This window comes from Pseudomonas sp. BTN1, assembly GCF_001907715.1.
Classification (GTDB): domain Bacteria; phylum Pseudomonadota; class Gammaproteobacteria; order Pseudomonadales; family Pseudomonadaceae; genus Aquipseudomonas; species Aquipseudomonas paracarnis.
Window position 1 is genome coordinate 240,409 of record NZ_MPBM01000025.1, and the last position, 19,679, is coordinate 260,087.

17 protein-coding genes are annotated in these 19,679 nt (G+C 59.8%); 6 read left to right on the plus strand and 11 right to left on the minus strand.

What is annotated here, in order from left to right:
* Positions 1 to 20 precede the first annotated feature (20 nt).
* Positions 21 to 503 (plus strand): hypothetical protein, encoded by a 483-nt coding sequence (locus BMH52_RS12700; protein WP_014720418.1) that lies wholly within the window; start codon positions 21 to 23, stop codon positions 501 to 503.
* Between the two features lie 60 nt (positions 504 to 563).
* On the opposite strand, the gene BMH52_RS12705 is transcribed toward BMH52_RS12700, so the two are convergent.
* From BMH52_RS12705 to BMH52_RS12730, 6 genes are all read right to left on the minus strand, one after another.
* On the minus strand, positions 564 to 1,532 hold the full coding sequence (locus BMH52_RS12705; RefSeq protein ID WP_003195327.1) for a CDP-6-deoxy-delta-3,4-glucoseen reductase: 969 nt from the start codon (positions 1,530 to 1,532) through the stop codon (positions 564 to 566).
* Entirely contained in the window at positions 1,532 to 2,998 is a 1,467-nt protein-coding gene (gene ubiD / locus BMH52_RS12710; protein ID WP_003195329.1) for a 4-hydroxy-3-polyprenylbenzoate decarboxylase, read from the minus strand. The genes BMH52_RS12705 and ubiD overlap by 1 nt, the downstream gene beginning before the upstream one ends.
* Positions 2,999 to 3,057: 59 nt before the next feature.
* A complete protein-coding gene (locus BMH52_RS12715) occupies positions 3,058 to 5,040 on the minus strand; it encodes an acyltransferase family protein (protein WP_072435339.1) in 1,983 nt (660 codons plus the stop codon).
* A 156-nt stretch (positions 5,041 to 5,196) separates the two neighbouring features.
* Positions 5,197 to 6,456, minus strand: a complete 1,260-nt coding sequence (rho, locus tag BMH52_RS12720; protein WP_003176825.1) for a transcription termination factor Rho — start codon at positions 6,454 to 6,456, stop codon at positions 5,197 to 5,199.
* Between the two features lie 234 nt (positions 6,457 to 6,690).
* The gene (gene trxA, locus BMH52_RS12725) at positions 6,691 to 7,020 is read right to left on the minus strand and encodes a thioredoxin TrxA (protein ID WP_072435338.1); all 330 of its coding nucleotides are present in this window, start codon (positions 7,018 to 7,020) and stop codon (positions 6,691 to 6,693) included.
* A gap of 120 nt (positions 7,021 to 7,140) precedes the next feature.
* Positions 7,141 to 7,836, minus strand: a complete 696-nt coding sequence (locus tag BMH52_RS12730) for a FadR/GntR family transcriptional regulator (RefSeq protein ID WP_014720422.1) — start codon at positions 7,834 to 7,836, stop codon at positions 7,141 to 7,143.
* 256 nt (positions 7,837 to 8,092) lie between these two features.
* Here BMH52_RS12730 and BMH52_RS12735 point away from each other — a divergent pair, with 256 nt between their 5' ends.
* The 4 genes from BMH52_RS12735 to BMH52_RS12750 are packed head-to-tail and all read left to right on the plus strand — an operon-like array spanning position 8,093 to position 10,932.
* Complete coding sequence (locus tag BMH52_RS12735; protein WP_014720423.1) at positions 8,093 to 8,878, plus strand: transporter substrate-binding domain-containing protein; 786 nt, start codon at positions 8,093 to 8,095, stop codon at positions 8,876 to 8,878.
* Positions 8,879 to 8,892: 14 nt separating this feature from the next.
* Entirely contained in the window at positions 8,893 to 9,561 is a 669-nt protein-coding gene (locus BMH52_RS12740) for an amino acid ABC transporter permease (RefSeq protein WP_014720424.1), read from the plus strand.
* A complete protein-coding gene (locus tag BMH52_RS12745) occupies positions 9,558 to 10,208 on the plus strand; it encodes an amino acid ABC transporter permease (protein WP_032894590.1) in 651 nt (216 codons plus the stop codon). Before BMH52_RS12740 ends, BMH52_RS12745 begins: the two co-directional genes overlap by 4 nt.
* Entirely contained in the window at positions 10,195 to 10,932 is a 738-nt protein-coding gene (locus BMH52_RS12750; protein WP_032902243.1) for an amino acid ABC transporter ATP-binding protein, read from the plus strand. The genes BMH52_RS12745 and BMH52_RS12750 overlap by 14 nt, the downstream gene beginning before the upstream one ends.
* Here the strand turns inward: BMH52_RS12750 and BMH52_RS12755 are convergent.
* The 4 genes from BMH52_RS12755 to BMH52_RS12770 all read right to left on the minus strand — a co-directional run bounded on the left by BMH52_RS12755 (position 10,904) and on the right by BMH52_RS12770 (position 15,408).
* Positions 10,904 to 11,413, minus strand: coding sequence for a hypothetical protein (locus tag BMH52_RS12755; protein ID WP_050587221.1), 510 nt, complete (start codon positions 11,411 to 11,413; stop codon positions 10,904 to 10,906). The genes BMH52_RS12750 and BMH52_RS12755 overlap by 29 nt on opposite strands.
* Positions 11,414 to 11,444: 31 nt before the next feature.
* A complete protein-coding gene (locus BMH52_RS12760; protein ID WP_177345085.1) occupies positions 11,445 to 13,946 on the minus strand; it encodes a fimbria/pilus outer membrane usher protein in 2,502 nt (833 codons plus the stop codon).
* Positions 13,947 to 13,953: 7 nt separating this feature from the next.
* The gene (locus BMH52_RS12765) at positions 13,954 to 14,640 is read right to left on the minus strand and encodes a fimbria/pilus chaperone family protein (RefSeq protein ID WP_093114399.1); all 687 of its coding nucleotides are present in this window, start codon (positions 14,638 to 14,640) and stop codon (positions 13,954 to 13,956) included.
* A 120-nt stretch (positions 14,641 to 14,760) separates the two neighbouring features.
* Positions 14,761 to 15,408, minus strand: a complete 648-nt coding sequence (locus BMH52_RS12770) for a DUF1120 domain-containing protein (RefSeq protein ID WP_014720430.1) — start codon at positions 15,406 to 15,408, stop codon at positions 14,761 to 14,763.
* A gap of 478 nt (positions 15,409 to 15,886) precedes the next feature.
* Here BMH52_RS12770 and ppx point away from each other — a divergent pair, with 478 nt between their 5' ends.
* A complete protein-coding gene (gene ppx / locus BMH52_RS12775) occupies positions 15,887 to 17,389 on the plus strand; it encodes an exopolyphosphatase (protein WP_003195352.1) in 1,503 nt (500 codons plus the stop codon).
* A gap of 66 nt (positions 17,390 to 17,455) precedes the next feature.
* Here ppx and ppk1 read toward each other — a convergent pair whose 3' ends face one another.
* A complete protein-coding gene (gene ppk1 / locus BMH52_RS12780) occupies positions 17,456 to 19,678 on the minus strand; it encodes a polyphosphate kinase 1 (RefSeq protein ID WP_014720431.1) in 2,223 nt (740 codons plus the stop codon).
* Between the last annotated feature and the right edge of the window lies 1 nt (position 19,679).

Sequence of the window (19,679 nt, forward strand, 5' to 3'; positions counted from 1 at the left end):
ATCGACTACCGAGGTCGCCCATGAAAAAATTCCGATTGCCTGGCCTGCTATTGCTTGCCCAGGCCACCACAGCACTGGCTAGCGAAACGCCAACGGTCACTGACGACAAAGGCTTCTGGTACGCCCAGACCAGCATCTACACCCGGCACTTTGCACCCGACCCGCAACACAACAACAAGCAGGACTTGATCGGCCTGGAGCGCAATGAGGCGTCGGGCCTGGTGTATGGCGGGGTGACCTTTCGCAACTCGTTCCGCCAACGCTCGTACTACGCCTATGCGGGCAAGCGCTATGACATGGCCGACTATCCGGTGTATGCGAAGTTGACCGGCGGGCTGATCCAGGGCTATCGCGGCGAGTATCGCGACAAGATCCCATTGAATCGTTTTGGCGTAGCGCCAGTGATCATTCCATCGGTGGGAACGCATTACGGGCCGGTGGCGGCTGAGCTGGTATTGCTCGGGTTCAACGCGGCAATGGTGACGACTGGAGTGCGCTTCTGACACAGCACGGTCGCGGGTGGGAGCTGGCTTGCCTGCTCCCACCTTATTCAGCGCAAGGTGTTAGGGCCTTGGGGCGTAGGCAAACACGTCAGCGCGCATCCGGTGAGCATCCATACCGGCGTCGACCAATGCATCCAAGGTGCCATAAATCATCGCCGGTGAGCCGCTGGCGTAGACATGTACCGTGTTGAGGTCGGCAATGTCTTCGCACACCACCTCATGCAGCAAACCGCAGCGCCCTTCCCAGCCACACAGGTCGCTGACCACTTTGTGCAGGAACAGATTGGGCAATTGCAGCCACTGATCCCAGTGCTCGATCTGGTAGAAATCTTCCGGGCGCCGTACGCCCCAATACAGGTGCACCGGGTGCTTGAAACCCGAAGCGCGGCAGTGCTCGATCAGGCTGTGCATCTGCGCCATACCGGTACCGGCGGCCATCAGCACCAGCGGCCCGTCCGGCAACTCGGCCAGGTGGGTGTCACCGAACGGCAGTTCCACACGAGCCATCTGGTTGCGCTGCAATTGTTCGATCAGGTTGCGCGCACTGTCTTCGCGCACCAGCACATGCAGCTCCAACTCACGCCCGGCATGGGGCGCAGAAGCCAGAGAAAACGCCGACTTTTCGCCGTTCTCCCGTTCGAGCATCAAGTATTGCCCGGCGTGGTAACGCACCGCCTTACCGGCCGGGGCGCGCAGGCGCACACGCCAGACATCGCCGCCGACTTCCACGCACTCGATCAATTGGCATGACAATTTGCGCAACGGCAACTCTCCTGGCGCCAGTACGCCATCCCACAACACAATGCAGTCTTCCAGGGGCTCGGCGATGCAGGTGTAGAACTCACCATGATCGCGCACTTCCCCGGCTTGGCGTACCCGGCCCTCCACCAGCAACGCCGCGCAGACATGGCACACGCCATTGCGACAGGCCTGAGGGCACTCATAGCCCAGGCGACGGGCGCCCTCGAGGATTCGCTCGCCAGGGGCCAGTTCCAGCACAGCACCGGAAGGTTGCAGGGTTACACGCATCAATCTATTCCCAATTCTTTCCAGATCGCATCGACCCGCGCCGTGACGGCTTCATCCTTGACGATCACCCGGCCCCACTCACGCGTGGTTTCGCCCGGCCATTTGTGCGTGGCATCCAGGCCCATCTTTGAGCCAAGGCCCGATACCGGCGACGCGAAGTCGAGGTAGTCGATAGGCGTGTTGTCGATCATCACCGTGTCGCGCTTGGGATCCATGCGCGTGGTGATGGCCCAGATCACGTCGTTCCAGTCCCGGGCATTGATGTCGTCGTCGGTGACGATAACGAACTTGGTGTACATGAACTGTCGCAAAAACGACCACACACCGAGCATTACCCGCTTGGCATGCCCCGGATACGACTTCTTCATGGTGACGATGGCCATGCGATACGAACAGCCCTCGGGCGGCAGGTAGAAGTCGGTGATCTCAGGGAATTGCTTTTGCAGGATCGGCACGAACACTTCGTTGAGCGCCACACCGAGGATGGCCGGCTCATCGGGCGGACGGCCTGTGTAGGTACTGTGGTAGATCGGCTTGACCCGATGGGTGATGCGCTCGACGGTGAACACCGGAAAGCTGTCGACTTCGTTGTAGTAACCGGTGTGGTCGCCGTACGGGCCTTCATCGGCCATTTCACCTGGGTGAATCACGCCTTCAAGGATGATTTCGGCGGTAGCCGGCACTTGCAGGTCGTTACCGCGGCACTTCACCAGCTCCGTGCGATTACCGCGCAACAAGCCGGCGAAGGCGTACTCGGAGAGGCTGTCAGGTACGGGAGTGACGGCACCGAGAATGGTCGCCGGGTCGGCACCCAGGGCCACGGACACCGGGAACGGCTTGCCGGGATGCTTCTCGCACCACTCACGGAAGTCGAGGGCTCCGCCACGGTGGCTGAGCCAGCGCATGATCACTTTGTTACGGCCAATGACTTGCTGACGGTAGATACCGAGGTTCTGGCGATCCTTGTTCGGGCCCTTGGTGACAGTCAGGCCCCAGGTGATCAACGGGCCGACGTCGCCGGGCCAGCAGGTTTGCACCGGGAGCATGGCCAGGTCGACATCATCGCCTTCAATGACCACTTCCTGGCAGACCGCGTCCTTGACCACCTTGGGGGCCATGGCGATGATCTTGCGGAAGATCGGCAGTTTGGACCAGGCGTCCTTCAAGCCCTTGGGCGGCTCGGGCTCCTTGAGAAAGGCCAGCAGCTTGCCGATCTCGCGCAGTTCGCTGACAGACTCGGCGCCCATGCCAAAGGCCACGCGCTCGGGAGTACCGAACAGGTTGCCCAGCACCGGGATATCAAAGCCGGTCGGGTTTTCGAACAACAGCGCCGGGCCCTTGTTGCGCAAGGTGCGGTCGCAAATCTCAGTCATTTCCAGCACCGGAGAAATCGGCATCTGGATACGTTTCAACTCTCCGCGCTGCTCAAGTTGCTGCACGAAATCCCGAAGATCCTTGAATTTCATTAACCATGCCACCCGTAAAATAGGCGTACATCCTACCTGCTCTGAGGGCGGCTGGCAGCTTAATTGGCCGTCAATCCACGTGATTGCAACGAACTGAACAACGGTTCCAGGAAGGCTTCGATGTGTCGCGCGCCGACGTCCGAAAGATGGTTATCGTCGGTATACAACGCGCGGCCATTGAGTTCGACCCGGCACAACCCATCGGCGCCGCACAGTAATGGCGCGGGGTCCAGCACCGCGACACCGCTGTCGGCAGCCGCCAATTCATCAAACAACTGCGTGATAAAGGCCTGGCGCTTCACATGCTCGGCCACGGCGAGCCCTTCACCGTCCACGGGCCGGTTCATCATGGCCAGGCGGCTGAGACGGTAAGGCACGATGATTTCCTGCAGCGGCACTTCCTTAACCAACCAGACCTTGTGGCCGGCAGCGCGCAAGTCCCGAATGCGCTCGCGCAGGCCCTGGGCAAAGCGTTGTTCGGCGACGGCACGCACATACTGGCCGGTGCCAGGATCTTTGAGTGCATGCTCCTTGTCACCGGACATTTGCCCATACACATACAGGCTCCAGCGGGCGGCCAACACCACATCGCTGAACGTCTGCTCGGCCATGGCCTTCTCGACGCGCCGGTTGAAATGCGCGCAGCGGGCAATATTTTCCAGGCCATCGAGGGGAATACAGCCGGCAAAACTGGCTTCGACCAGGCTGATATCGTGACGATCAGCGCCCTCTTTGAGTGCCGGTATCAGCGCGGTAGCGTGACTGTCACCCCATACCAACGCCGAAACCGATTGGTCTTTCGGGCCGAAATGGCAGAACAAGCGTTCATCGGGCGTATCTTTGTCGGCCATGCACGCCAGCAGGTCAGGGCTCCACTTCTTGGCCTGGGCAAAACGCAACGCCTGTTCGGACAAGCGCGAAGGCACGCCGTCAGCTTCGCGTATCGCAAGGCCAGTGAAGCCCAGCCCCAGAATGCCGACCATGGCTGACGCCAGAATCGCCTTACGCGAAGCCAGCAAACGTTTTTCTCGGAACGGCGTTTCCACGAAGCGCCAGGACAGATAGCCCAGCACCAGCGAAAGCAGCATCAGCCCCCCCAGTTCCAGCGCGCTCAAGCCATCCACCGCGGCGTAGTTGGCGTACACGAATACCGGCCAGTGCCAGAGGTACCAGGAATAAGAGATCAGCCCGATACCCACCATGATCCGCGTGCCCAACAGGCGAGCGACCCAAGTCTGTTGCTGGCCGTTGGCCCAGATCAACCCGACCACACCCAGCACAGGCAACAACGCAGTCGCGCCTGGGAACGGCGTTTTCGCGTCGTAGCCCAGCACAGCGATGAGGATCAATGCCAGGGAAGCCAGGCTGATCCCTTGCGCCAAGGCCCGCGACGCGCGCCACTCACGCTTGGGCTGCACCGCCAGCATCGCACCGGCCAGTAGCTCCCAGGCCCGTAGATGCAACAGGAAGAAAGCTTTCTGTGGCTCATGCTGAACCGCCCAGACGCTCATGCCAAACGACGCCAGCAGCACCGCGAACAATGCCAGGCGCCAGTGCTTCAAACGGCTGGAAAGCAAGGTCAATAGCAATGGGAAGAAAATATAGAACTGCTCTTCTACCGCCAATGACCAGGTATGCAACAGGGGTTTGATGTCTGATGAAGCATCGAAATAGCCGTGCTGGCGCGAGAACAACAGGTTCGAGGTAAAAGTCACCTGATAATGCGCAGACCGCCCCAACTCTTCATAGTCCTTGGGCGCCAACAGAAACCAACCCACTGCCAGTGTCGCCGCGATCATCACAAACAGGGCCGGCAATATACGCCGGGCACGGCGAGCCCAGAAGTCCATGAAGCTGAAGCGTCCGGCTTGACGCTCACGCCAGATAATTGACGTAATCAGGAAGCCCGAGATGACGAAAAAGACGTCAACGCCAACAAAACCGCCAGTAATGCCAGGGACACCAAAGTGGAACAACACGACTGCAAGGACAGCGATGGCACGCAGGCCATCGATGTCTCTGCGGTAAGCAAGGGTGGTCATAAGAATGTGGTCAGTCTGCGACGAAAGGGATGAGCGAAGTCACGCGTCAATTTTTGTTACTTAACGGATACTTATGCCACAAAAATCGCAGAATCTCGACGCAAAAAAAATGGCGCCCCATTAAGGGCGCCATTTTTTTGGACCTGAAACGCTGTATTACTTGCGTTTCATCGACAGGAAGAACTCGTCGTTGGTCTTGGTGGTTTTCAGCTTGTCGATCAGAAACTCGATGGCAGCGACTTCGTCCATCGGGTGCAGCAGCTTGCGCAGGATCCACATACGCTGCAGTTCGTCGTCTGCGGTCAGCAGCTCTTCGCGGCGGGTGCCGGAGCGGTTGATGTTGATCGCAGGGAACACACGCTTTTCAGCGATGCGACGGTCCAAAGGCAGTTCCATGTTGCCGGTACCCTTGAACTCTTCGTAGATCACTTCGTCCATCTTCGAGCCGGTTTCAACCAGCGCGGTGGCGATAATGGTCAGCGAGCCGCCTTCTTCGATGTTGCGCGCAGCGCCGAAGAAACGCTTTGGTTTTTCCAGGGCGTGGGCATCGACACCACCGGTCAGCACCTTGCCGGAGCTCGGGATCACGGTGTTGTAGGCGCGGGCCAGACGGGTGATGGAGTCGAGCAGGATCACCACGTCTTTCTTGTGTTCGACTAGGCGCTTGGCCTTCTCGATCACCATTTCGGCAACCTGCACGTGGCGGGTTGGCGGCTCATCGAACGTCGAGGCAACCACTTCGCCGCGCACGGTGCGCTGCATCTCGGTCACTTCTTCCGGACGCTCATCGATCAACAGTACGATCAGGTGAACTTCAGGGTTGTTACGTGCGATGTTCGCTGCAATGTTCTGCAGCATGATCGTTTTACCGGCTTTCGGCGGTGCGACGATCAGGCCACGCTGGCCTTTGCCGATTGGAGCGCAGAGGTCAATCACACGACCGGTCAAGTCTTCGGTGGAGCCGTTACCGGCTTCCATCTTCATGCGCACGGTCGGGAACAGCGGCGTCAGGTTCTCGAAGAGAATCTTGTTTTTCGCGTTCTCGGGGCGATCGAAGTTGATCGTGTCGACCTTGAGCAGGGCGAAGTAACGCTCGCCTTCCTTCGGAGGACGGATCTTGCCAACGATGGTGTCACCGGTGCGCAAGTTGAAGCGACGGATCTGGCTCGGCGAGACGTAGATATCATCTGGGCCGGCGAGATAGGACGCATCTGCAGAGCGGAGGAAGCCGAAGCCGTCCTGGAGAATCTCCAGCACGCCATCACCGGAGATTTCCTCGCCGCTTTTCGCGTGCTTCTTGAGCAGGGAGAAAATCACGTCCTGCTTGCGCGAACGGGCCATATTTTCTATGCCCATTTCTTCGGCCAGTTGGAGCAGGTCGGTAATCGGCTTTTGCTTGAGTTCAGTCAGATTCATATAGGAATGACGTAATCATTTATGGAGGGGGGAAATTAAGCTTTTGGCTTAATGAGGCCGCGCCGCAGAGAAGGCGACAGGATCGCGTACTAATCGAAAAGGAATGCGTCGGCGACGGCTTGCAGGGGGCAGTGGAGAAACCACTGCGGGGCCGAATGTACCACCTGGATTTCGGAGCGTCTAGCCCTGTTTTACGAAAAAGCCCCGCAATTTGCGGGGCTTTTTTGACGACGCTTAGAGGCTCGCGTCGAGGAAAGCTTGCAACTGGGACTTCGACAGAGCACCCACTTTAGTCGCTTCGACATTGCCGTTCTTGAACAGCATCAGGGTCGGGATACCACGCACGCCATGCTTGGCCGGGGTGCCCTGGTTCTCGTCGATGTTCAGCTTGGCAATGGTCAGCTTGCCTGCGTAGGTGGTTGCAATGTCGTCCAGGACCGGAGCGATCATTTTGCAAGGGCCGCACCATTCAGCCCAGTAGTCAACCAGCACCGGGCCGTCAGCCTTGAGGACTTCGGCTTCAAAGGTCGCGTCGGTGACGTGCTTGATAAGATCGCTGCTCATGGATGTCTCCGGATTGTAAGCAAAAAAAACGTTGCCCATCATAGCCGCCCTTCCCCTGTTCAGGAAGCCGCGTCTGATTGAGTCTTGCTATGAGGTTGAATGAGCGTGGGTATGACTCTGTCACGGCGTGGCGGGCGTCATGAACGCAATGCCCGTACGCAACGCTGCATTACGTATATGTTCCTGCATGGTTTTCTGCGCCGCCGTACTGTTGCGGCGGGCCAGGGCGCGCAGGATTCTGCGATGTTCCTGCCAGGTTTCCATGGCCCGTTCCGGCCGGATGAACGGTAGCTTCTGACTTTCCAGAAACACCTCGGCGCTGGCGCTCAGGATGCTCACCATGGCCTGGTTACCGCTGGCCAGCAGAATACGCTGATGAAACTCGAAGTCCAGGCGGGCGGCCGCTTCGAAGTCGCCCGCCTTGAGCACTTTGCGCATGGCTTGGACGTTGTCTTGCAGGCTGTCCAGTGCATCGAGGGTCAGTGTCACTGCTGCCAACCCCGCCGCAAACCCCTCCAAGGCGTAGCGCAGCTGGAAGATATCCGGCGGCGTGGCCTGCGCCGCGAAGGGCCAGGCGAACCCCGGTGCCTCTTGCACGTCCTGCACGAACACGCCCTTGCCCGGCTGCACGTTGACCACGCCCAAAGCGCTGAGGGACGACAGCGCCTCACGCAACGACGCCCGGCTCACCCCCAATTGCAGGGCCAGGTCGCGCTGGGATGGCAGCGCGTCGCCCGGCCCAAAGCCTTGCTCCTTGATCAGTTTGCGGATGGCCTGCAAGGCCGCTTCCGGTACGGCTTGGGCAATGGAATTCATAAAAAGCTCAGGGTTCCCGATAGCGTGTGTGACCCGTTGTAAAACTATTCATAGCTGGCTGCAAGCCACGCCCCAAAGGCGCTCGCGGCTTTTTGCAAACGCTCGAAAAGGGTGCGGGAAACCTGACCACTGTTCAGACCAGTAAGACCACTGCACCTCAACAAACATCAGCCTTGCAGACGATCCGAACGGTGCTGGCATGGGCTGTGCACTGGGCAAACTCAGAAAATTCCTTCGCCTTTTTCGGAGAGTTGCCATGACCAAGCGCTACAGCGCCCTGCTCACTGCCCTGTTTGCCAGCCTGATGCTGAGCCAGGCACCCGCCCAGGCGAGTGGTCTGGATGACATCGTCGCCCGTGGCACCCTGAAGGTTGCCGTCCCCCAGGACTTCCCGCCGTTTGGTTCGGTCGGCCCTGACATGCAACCCCGTGGCCTGGACATCGACACCGCCAAGCTGCTGGCCGACCAACTCAAGGTCAAGCTGGAACTGACGCCGGTCAACAGCACCAACCGCATACCGTTCCTCACCACTGGCAAAGTCGACCTGGTTATTTCCAGCCTGGGCAAGAACCCCGAGCGCGCAAAGGTCATCGACTTCTCCAACGCCTACGCGCCGTTCTACCTTGCCGTGTTTGGGCCGCCTGATGCCGCCATCGCCAGCCTCGACGACCTCAAGGGCAAGACCATCAGCGTGACCCGTGGCGCCATCGAAGACATCGAGCTGACCGCGGTAGCGCCCAAGGAAGCCACGATCAAGCGTTTTGAAGACAACAACTCCACCATCGCCGCCTACCTGGCCGGCCAGGTCGACCTGATCGCCAGTGGCAACGTGGTCATGGTGGCCATCAGCGAACGCAACCCCAAGCGCGTACCGGCACTGAAGGTGAAACTCAAGGATTCGCCGGTGTACGTAGGCGTGAACAAGAACGAGCCGGCGCTGCTGGAAAAGGTCAACCAGATCCTGGTGGCAGCCAAGGCTGACGGCAGCCTTGGGAAAAACGCGATGCAGTGGCTCAAAGAACCGCTGCCTGCCGACCTCTGACGCGGAGCTCAAAGATGGCCTATCAATTCGACTTTGTGCCGGTGCTGGCCAATACCGACCTGCTCCTGCGTGGCGCGCTGTTCACCCTTGAGCTGACGGCCATTGGCGCCATCCTCGGCGTGGCCCTGGGCACTGTCGGCGCCGTGGTACGGGCGTGGAAGATCCAACCGTTTGCGTGGGTCTTTGGTGTGTATGTCGAGTTGATCCGCAACACGCCGTTCCTGGTGCAACTGTTCTTCATCTTCTTCGGCCTGCCATCCCTCGGGTTGAAAATTACCGAGTGGCAAGCCGCCGTGCTGGCGATGGTGATCAACCTGGGGGCCTACTCCACCGAGATCATCCGTGCCGGCATCCAGGCCATCCCACGGGGGCAACTGGAGGCGGCCGCGGCACTGGCAATGACGCGCTTTGAAGCGTTTCGCCATGTGGTGCTGCTGCCGGCCCTGGGCAAGGTGTGGCCCGCCCTGAGCAGCCAGATCATCATCGTGATGCTCGGTTCGGCGGTGTGTTCGCAGATTGCGACTGAAGAATTGAGCTTTGCCGCCAACTTTATCCAGTCGCGTAATTTCCGTGCCTTTGAAACCTATGCCCTGACCACCCTGGTGTACCTGTGCATGGCGCTGATGATTCGCCAATTGCTCAACTGGATCGGCCGACGGTTTGTCATGAGGAACAGCCGATGAGTGATTTTTCGTTCTGGGACATTGTGCGCAACCTGCTGACCGGCCTGCAATGGACGCTGTTGCTGTCATTGGTGGCGTTTGTGGGCGGCGGCCTGATCGGCTTATTGGTGATGACCCTGCGCATCAGCCGCAAAGCGTTCCCACGCAATATGGCCCGCACCTATATCGAACTGTTCCAGGGCACGCCACTGCTGATGCAGCTGTTCCTGGTGTTTTTCGGCGTTGCCCTGCTTGGCGTGGACATATCGCCCTGGCTGGCAGCGGCAATTGCCTTGACCCTGTTTACCAGTGCCTACCTGGCTGAAATATGGCGCGGTTGCGTCGATTCCATTGCCCACGGCCAATGGGAAGCCTCGGCCAGCCTGGCCCTCAACCCGCTTGAACAACTGCGCTATGTGATCTTGCCCCAGGCGCTGCGCATTGCTGTCGCGCCGACGGTGGGCTTTTCGGTGCAGGTGGTCAAAGGCACCGCCGTGACCTCGATCATCGGCTTCACCGAACTGACCAAGACGGGCGGCATGCTCGCCAACGCCACCTTTGAACCCTTCATGGTCTACGGCCTGGTGGCCCTCGGTTACTTTTTGCTCTGTTACCCCTTGTCCCTCAGTGCGCGCTACCTGGAAAGGAGACTGCATGCCTCTGCTTAGAATTTCTGCCCTGCATAAGTATTACGGCGATCACCACGTACTCAAGGGCATCGACTTGACGGTGGACGAAGGCCAGGTGGTCGCGATCATCGGCCGCAGCGGCTCGGGCAAGTCCACCTTGCTGCGCACCCTCAATGGCCTGGAGTCGATCAACGACGGTGTAATCGAAGTCGATGGCGAATACCTCGACGCCGCCCGCGCCGACCTGCGCAGCCTGCGGCAGAAGGTCGGCATGGTGTTCCAGCAATTCAATCTGTTCCCGCACCTGACCGTGGGCGAGAACGTGATGCTGGCGCCGCAAGTGGTGCAGAAAGTGCCCAAGGCCAAGGCCGCCCAACTGGCCAGGCAGATGCTGGACCGGGTCGGGCTGGGCGAAAAATTCGATGCCTTTCCCGATCGCCTGTCCGGCGGCCAGCAACAACGCGTCGCCATTGCCCGCGCCCTGGCCATGTCGCCCAAGGTGCTGCTGTGCGACGAGATCACTTCAGCCCTGGACCCCGAACTGGTCAATGAAGTGCTGAGCGTGGTGCGCCAACTGGCTCAGGACGGCATGACCCTGATCATGGTGACTCACGAAATGCGTTTTGCCCGTGAGGTCGGCGACAAGCTCGTGTTCATGCACCAGGGCAAGGTACATGAAACCGGTGACCCGAAGGTACTGTTCGCCAACCCGAAAACGGCCGAGCTGGCTAACTTCATTGGCTCGGTGGAACAGCCGGGCTAACCAGTTCGAAACGGCCCTGCCCCTCAAGGTGGGCCTGCGTGCGTACCATCAACGCGTCGAAGGGCAGTTCGGTGTCAATATCGACCTGGGCGGTGAGCCTGCGCCCTGTCACCGGCACACCTGAGACTCGCGCAATCAAGGCCTGGCCGGGTAACAACTGGCCGCTGGCCGACTCATCAGGTGCTTGAGCAGACGACCAGCCGACTGCTCGCCCGTCGACCTGGGCATGCTTGAGACGCAAGCGCAAACGCCCCTCACGACCAAACCGAAACCCTTGCCCATCGGCAGGCGCTGCGACAAAACGCAGGGCCATTGCCGCCGGCTCCGCGCAGAGCACGGTCATGCTGAACGTGCGGGTAGCCAGCACCACAGCGGCATTTTCAACCACTGCATCCCGGTATATCGGCCCATAGTCGATGCGCGACTGGCTCAGCGATAGCCGACAGTTTTCAGCTTGCGCATCAAGTGCTGCCAGCAACATGCATAACAGGGCCAAGGGCAGGCTTGCACGCTTAACTACCCTGGCACACAGCCGATACCGCTTCATAGAATTTGTCATTGTCAGGCTTGGCCTCGGGGTCGATGTGCAACAGGCAAGTGGAAGAGTCCGGCAATGAAACTTTCAGGCTTTGCGACTCGGAGACGTCGTTGAGGAAAATCATGCCCTCGCCCACCACACTGGTGATGAAGCGATTGCCCTTGCCCAAGACCGAGGCGCCCTGAGGCAATGGTCGGCCGTGCTGATCGTTGGCGGTTACCAGCATCCGGCGTACTTTCACCACGTCAAAATCCACGTTATTGAACGAGCCTCGGCCTGCCGCAAGGACCTGGGTGCCGTTTTTCAGGTCCACCCGTTTGGGCAAGGAAGGGGTCTGCACCTGGACGCGGCTGTTGGTGTAGGCCGGCAAGCCGGCAATTACCGCCTGGCCGCTGAAGTCGGTCCATACCGGGCCTTGTGGCGTCTCGACTTTCGCCGAGCCGATATCGCCGACCGAGACGATGCCGAACGTGTCCTGCACGCTGTAGGGCGAAAAGGTCAGCCCGCCTTCGTGAGCCACCGCACCACCCTGCCATTGGCCGGTGTAGCTGGTGCCCAGCGGGTCACGACTAACGCCCAGGCCCACTCGCGTATAGCGTGGCAACAAGTCCACTTGCCCACGCAACGATTGCTCCCTGGCCCGCATGTCACGCTCAACTCCCACTTCGTAGTTCACATACTCGTTGACCCGCTCGCTCAGTGCAGTGCCCGCGGTAAATTGCTCCCCACGGCGGCTGGTGTAGCTGCTCACACGGCGATCGCCGCCCAGCGGCACGCTGACCTGCAACCGCAGGGACACATCGTTATCCACGGCACGATCACGCCGGCTGCCTGTATAGGTGGCGTCACGGCCAGCCCGTGAACCACCTACCTGTGAATCAGCGATCAGCGCCACATCGGCATGGCCAAACGACTTGTTCCATGAGGCAAACACATGCTCGCTGGTTTGCCCGCCAAATTGAGCGCTGCGGGTGTAATTCAAAGAAAATACGCCCAGCGTGGGGTCGGCCCAGCTCACGCCCGCGGTGTACTGGTTTTTAAAGTGGGAATTGAGATCATCGGCCCTGAGCGACTGGCCCACTTCAGTGACTTCACGGTAACCACGCGTCTGGGTAGTGGCGCTGAGGTTGACGTCGATATTGGCCCCGACCGGGCTGCTCAGTGACAGGCTGCTGCGTGAGCCGGACACGGCCTTCTGGCTGTCCCGGGACAGGTTATGGCGTGCGTTGACAGAAACCCGCTGGAAAAACACGCTGCTCAGGGTGCCCCCTGCCGCCCAATAGTCATCGGTACTCAACAAGCCAAAACCCGCAGACGAGTGGCTCCCCAGCCCCCAGGTACCACTGCCCATGGCGATCACCGGTGAAGGCCCTTCCTCACCCGCCGTTCTGCGCAACTCGCCCACCGACAAATAGTATCCAGGCGTCGCCGGGGTGGCCCCCGCGAACGATGCCGCCGGCACCACGAAACTGCGCTTGGCACCCCGCACGTCAATTACACTGACCTCAAGGTCGCTGGTGGTGTTAAGCAGGGGCAAGCCCGTCAGCCGGAACGGTCCTTCAGGCACCAACGTACTGTGGACCAACACACCGGACTGGCGTATTTCAACCCGCGATTGGCTTTGGGCCAACCCCTCGACCACTGCGTTATTGCCGCCTGCGGGTGTTCTGGCCTGCCCATCGGGGGAGAACTGCACGCCCGACAGTTGGATCCCGCCAAACAACGGGTTATTGCTGGAGATCTGGCCTGCCTGGAACGTCGACTGCAACCCGGCGATATCCCGCTGGGCATAAGCGTGCAAGTGTTCGGTACGGGTCTGGCCGTTGTCAGACACATAGAACTGGCGGCTGCGGACAATCCAGTCGTCGAGGTTGAAGCCCGCCTCTGTATAAGCCGACACGAACCGGCTGGGCCCACTGCGCAAATGGCTGTCGTAACCCAGCACGTCATAGTTGAACAACGCTGCCGCGCCGCCGTGGGAAAAATTCCCGCTTTCCCACTGGGGTTCGCGCAAGGCCTGGGTCGGCACCACCAGCACCACTTCGTCGTTGCCGGGGCGCAGCCGCACCATCGTCGCCGGGAATGCGCCGAGAAAGTCATGGCAGGCCTGGTCGGGCCTGGCGCCGGGCTGCAGGATTGCGCCGGGTTTAACCAGCCCGGCCTTCTCAAGTAAACCTGGGGTGAAACACAACTCACCCTGCGAACCAAACCGGGCATCCACCCGCCCAAGCGGGTTGCCATTGACCCGCAACCCCACCACCTGGACACCTTCGCGAAAGCGCGCCGCACTGCGAAAGTAATCGGCAACCTTGGGGTCTATGCCGTGGGTTGTGAGGGCCGCCAGGTCAAACCCTTCCCCGAGTTCCAGCGCGGTCGCCATACCAGGCAGACTCCAGAGCGCCGCAAAGCCGATGGATAACGTGGATCGACCGGGCCAGGCAGTACCGGCAATGTCGCGCCTCGAAGGAAGCCTCATGAACCGATCAACCTTCATCGGTGATGACCGGCGCTCGGTAGCTGTCTACCGAAAACCCGTAGACCGTGGCGGGCTGGATCTCTACTTGAGCCACATTGCCCAGAGTACCTTCGCCCTTCGCCACCAATGCCTCACCCGGCAAGATGTAAGTGCGCGGCAATGTCGCCAGTGTGCCTTGTGGCAGCAGCTGCACATCTGGCGCCAGGCGCACCACATAGGCGCTGTCGTTGTGGACGCTGAGCCGGTCCCCGACGCGCTTCCAGGTCAACAATTCCCACGGCGTATGGTGTCGCGGCAGGCCTTGGGGGTGCAGGATCAGCGGCAAATTCTGCCGCAGGGTGATGCCAATGGTCGCACCACCCGCAGCCCGCGCCTGGGGGATGCCCTCAAACGACACGCGCTTGAGCCGCTGGGTCTTGAGCGGCTGTTTCAGGGTGCTGATAAAACGCACCAGCTGGGTGTCGCCTGCCTCCACACGGGTAACTGGCGGTGTGACAATCAGTAGCGGCTCCAGGTCTTCAGGCACATTCTCAACTACGGAATGCAGCAGCGCGGGCCCCGCATCGGTGTTCTTGATACTCAGGGTGGCTTCGCCGTCCTCTTCATAAAGCACCACCACTGTTGTTTCCGGCAACATACCGTCGGCGGTGGCAACAGCACTAAAAAAAAGATGCCACAGCCATACACAACTTATTGAAAAACCACGCACTCAGTATTCCCCTCAACTCATGCCATTGACGATTGGCAATCGCGCAGCCATAGAAAAACAGCCAATAAGAAAGGGTTAGTTTCTTGATCGGCTGCTTTCAGTTATTTAGATGTAACTCAATACAAGCGTGGCGCGCCCATCAATGGAAATGTCGCGGCTTAAATCCAGATCCCGAGCCTTGTTGATTACCGCTTTCACCGCGAGCGTACCGGTCAATTGGCTGATAGCGGCAGGAGTAATCGTCGTGCCATTACGCCAAGAGTACTGGCTCGGCGACTGGGCCACTTTGCCATCGCTGTTGTACCAGGCCCCCAGGCCGCTGCGCATGATCGGAAACAGCGTTGTGCCGGAGGACCTGAGGTCCTTGAGAGTCACCGAATAGCCACCGGTACGCCGGGCGCCTACCATACCCAAACCATAGTTCTGTGCTTCGGTGAAGCCCGCGCCGAGGATGCCCGTCACCTTGCTGCCCGCTTGCAGGTCGGTAAACGTGAGCCCGAACCTGGCAGGCGTGGTGCCGCAATTGATCACCAGCGAAGTGGTCCTCTCTTCGCGCGGGTTAAACGCTGTTTGGGACAATTCGCCCGAGCGAATCGTGCCGTAGTCGATGATGCCACTGCCCGCCAGGCTGAGGTTGCAGGCAGCAGGTGTAATGGTGCCCCTGACGACCAACTGCGCACTGGTGGTTGCCTGGGCATTGAGGGTTGCAGCCAGGCACACCATACCGACGGTTAATCCAATAATTTTTTTCATGCTCGTCCTGTCATTAGGAATTAACAGGCGTTCTTTATTTTGGTTTTAGCGACTCCGTCGCTCAACGCTTTATCTTCCGTAACACAAAACTATAAATAAATAACACCCAGGCAGAATTGCCGAATGACAGTCTGGCGCCTTGGTGCCTGGCAAAAAAATCAGACAACACGGTATTTGCTGTGGGCCGTATTAAATTAGGCAACGGTTTTAATCGATCAGCAAAGTAGTCCTCTGACTGAAATCGCATGATCTACAGCCCCGATCACTGTAAGCAATGTCATACACAACTTACGACGACATACAGTTAAAACGCCTCACGGTATCGGATTACCTATTCGTTTAAAGCTTGCGAAGCTGCCCTACACTTCCCAGAGATTTCCCTACAGACAGCATCGGTCCAATTACCGAAGCACAACGCGTTGGCGTCAGCGGTCGATCGTGGCACGATGGCAAGGTTATCGACCGAGATCCTCAAACCATGCCGCAATCCCAAGCCAAGAATCTGTCCTTGATCGCCGCCATCGACCTGGGCTCCAACAGCTTTCATATGGTCGTGGCCAAGGCCCAGAACGGTGAGATCCGCATCCTTGAGCGGCTCGGCGAAAAAGTGCAACTGGCCGCCGGGATCGACGACGAGCGCAAGCTCAATGAAGAATCCATGCAGCGCGGCCTCGATTGCCTCAAGCGTTTTGCGCAACTGATCAACGGCATGCCCCCTGGCGCAGTGCGTATCGTTGGCACCAATGCCTTGCGCGAGGCCCGCAACCGCAACGAGTTCATCCATCGCGCCGAGGAAATCCTCGGGCATCCGGTGGAGGTCATCTCGGGCCGTGAAGAGGCTCGCCTGATCTACCTCGGCGTGTCACACACACTGGCCGATACGCCCGGCAAACGCCTGGTGGCAGACATTGGCGGCGGTAGCACCGAGTTCATCATCGGCCAGCGTTTCGAACCGCTGCTGCGTGAAAGCCTGCAGATGGGATGCGTGAGTTTCACCCAGCGTTATTTCAAGGATGGCAAGATCACTCCGGCGCGCTATGCCCAGGCCTACACCGCAGCGCGTCTGGAAATCATGAGCATCGAACACGCCTTGCACCGACTGACCTGGGATGAAGCCATCGGCTCGTCCGGCACCATCCGTGCCATCGGCCTGGCCTTGAAAGCCGGTGGCCATGGCACCGGCGAGGTGAACGCCGAGGGCTTGGCGTGGCTCAAGCGCAAGTTGTTCAAGCTGGGGGATGCAGAGAAAATTGACTTCGATGGCATCAAGCCCGACCGCCGTGCGATTTTCCCTGCGGGCCTGGCAATTCTCGAAGCCATCTTCGACGCCCTCGAACTGCAACGCATGGACCACTGTGACGGCGCCCTGCGCGAAGGCGTGCTCTACGACCTGCTGGGCCGGCACCACCACGAAGACGTGCGCGAGCGCACCCTCAGCTCGCTGATGGAGCGTTATCACGTTGACCTGGAACAAGCCGCACGCGTGGAGCGCAAAGCCCTGCACGCGTTCGACCAGGTGGCCGAGGACTGGGACCTGGAAGACGGCGTCTGGCGCGAGTTACTCGGCTGGGCAGCCAAGGTGCATGAAGTCGGCCTGGACATCGCCCACTACCATTATCACAAGCACGGCGCCTACCTGATCGAACACTCGGACCTGGCCGGTTTCTCCCGGGAAGACCAACAGATGCTCGCGCTGCTGGTACGCGGCCATCGCCGTAATATTCCCAAGGACAAGTTTGCCGAATTCGGTAAAGACGGCATCAAGCTGATCCGCCTGTGCGCGCTGCTGCGCTTTGCGATCCTGTTCCACCACATCCGCGGCACCCAGGAAATGCCCCAGGTCAAACTGCACGCCGATGGCGATAGCCTGGAAGTGATGTTCCCCAAAGGCTGGCTGGATGAAAATCAGCTGACCCAGGCGGACTTCGCCCAGGAAGCGGAATGGCTGACACGGGTGGGGTTCAGCCTGAACCTGCGCTAAAGCCCACTGCAAAACAAATGTGGGAGCGGGCTTGCCCGCTCCCACATGGAGTTGCGTATGCCTGGGCTAGTTCACCGTCAGAATCGGGCTACCCAACTTCTCCAATAATGTCGCCTGCGCGCTGCGCGGGTTCTGGTTGCCGGTCGGGGTGTTACGCACGTAGCGACCATCCGACTGCAGGCTCCAGCTGTGGGTGTTGTCGGTGAGGTAGCTTTCCAGCTCCTTCTTGACCCGCATGATCAGCTTCTTGCCTTCCACCGGGAAGCAGGTCTCCACGCGCTTGTCGAGGTTGCGCTCCATCCAGTCGGCACTGGAGAGGAACATCTGTTCTTCGCCGCCGTTAAGGAAGTAGAACACGCGGGTGTGCTCCAGGAAGCGGCCGATGATCGAGCGCACATGGATGTTATGCGACACGCCCACAATGCCGGGGCGCAGGCAGCACATGCCACGTACCACCAGGTCGATGCGCACACCGGACTGGCTGGCCTTGTACAGAGCACGGATGATCTTCGGATCGGTCAGCGAGTTGAACTTGGCGATGATGTGCGCCGGCTTGCCATCGAGGGCAAACTGGGTCTCGCGGGCAATCATGTCGAGCATGCCCTTCTTGAGCGTGAACGGCGCGTGCAACAGCTTCTTCATGCGTAGGGTCTTGCCCATGCCGATCAACTGGCTGAACAACTTGCCGACGTCTTCGCACAGCGCGTCGTCGGACGTCAGCAAGCTGTAGTCGGTGTAGAGCTTGGCGTTGCCGGCGTGATAGTTACCGGTACCCAAGTGGGCGTAGCGCACGATCTCACCGGCTTCACGGCGCAGGATCAGCATCATCTTGGCGTGGGTCTTGAAGCCGACCACGCCGTAGATCACCACCGCACCGGCCGCTTGCAGACGGCTGGCCAGTTGCAGGTTGGACTCTTCGTCGAAACGCGCACGCAACTCGATCACCGCAGTGACTTCTTTGCCATTACGCGCCGCATCCACCAGCGCATCGACGATTTCCGAGTTCGCGCCGCTGCGGTACAGGGTCTGGCGCACGGCCAGGACGTGCGGGTCCTTGGCAGCCTGGCGCAGCAGGTCGACCACCGGGGTGAACGACTCGAAAGGGTGCAGCAGCAGGATGTCCTGCTTGCTCACCACGCTGAAGATGTTCTCGCTGTTTTGCAAAAGTTTCGGGATCTGCGGCGTGAACGGCTTGTATTGCAGCTCCGGGTGGCTGTCCAGGCCGGTAATGCTGAACAGGCGCGTGAGGTTCACAGGGCCGTTGACCTGGTACAGCTCCGATTCTGCCAAGTTGAACTGCTTGAGCAGGTAGTCCGACAGATGTTTCGGGCAGGTGTCCGCCACTTCCAGGCGCACCGCATCGCCATAGCGCCGTGAGAACAGTTCGCCGCGCAGGGCACGTGCCAGGTCTTCAACGTCTTCGGAGTCCAGCGCCAGGTCGGCGTTACGGGTCAGGCGGAACTGGTAGCAGCCCTTGACCTTCATGCCCTGGAACAGGTCGTCGGCGTGCGCGTGAATCATCGATGACAGGAATACATAGTTGTCGCCAGCGCCCCCTACCTCTTCCGGTACCTTGATGATCCGAGGCAACAGACGCGGCGCCGGGATGATCGCCAGGCCCGAATCGCGGCCGAAAGCGTCGATACCTTCGAGTTCGACGATGAAGTTGAGGCTCTTGTTCACCAGCAAGGGGAACGGGTGCGTCGGGTCGAGGCCGATAGGCGTGATGATCGGCGAAATCTCGTCCCGGAAGTAACGGCGCACCCAGGTCTTGATCTTGGCGGTCCAGTGACGACGACGAATGAAGCGGACTTGGTGCTTTTCCAGCTCCGGCAGCAGGATGTCGTTGAGGATCGCATACTGGCGGTCTACATGGCCGTGCACCAGCTCACTGATACGCGCCAGGGCCTGGTGCGGTTGCAGGCCATCGGCACCGGCTTGTTCACGGGCAAAGGTGATCTGCTTCTTGAGGCCGGCAACACGGATCTCGAAGAACTCGTCCAGGTTACTGGAGAAGATCAGCAGGAATTTCAGCCGCTCCAGCAAGGGGTAGGACTCATCCAGCGCCTGCTCAAGCACGCGGATGTTGAATTGCAGTTGTGACAACTCGCGGTGGATGTACAGGCTGCTGTCATCCAGGTTGGTGACCACGGCCACCGGCGCCGGCGCAGGCGCTTCGGCCACCACCGCAGGCGGTGCGGGCTCCAGCTCCGGCGGGGTCTGGGCGACTTGTTCAACCACCGGGTGAGCGTCTTTTACGGCAACTTCTGAGAGTCCTTCGGTATTCATC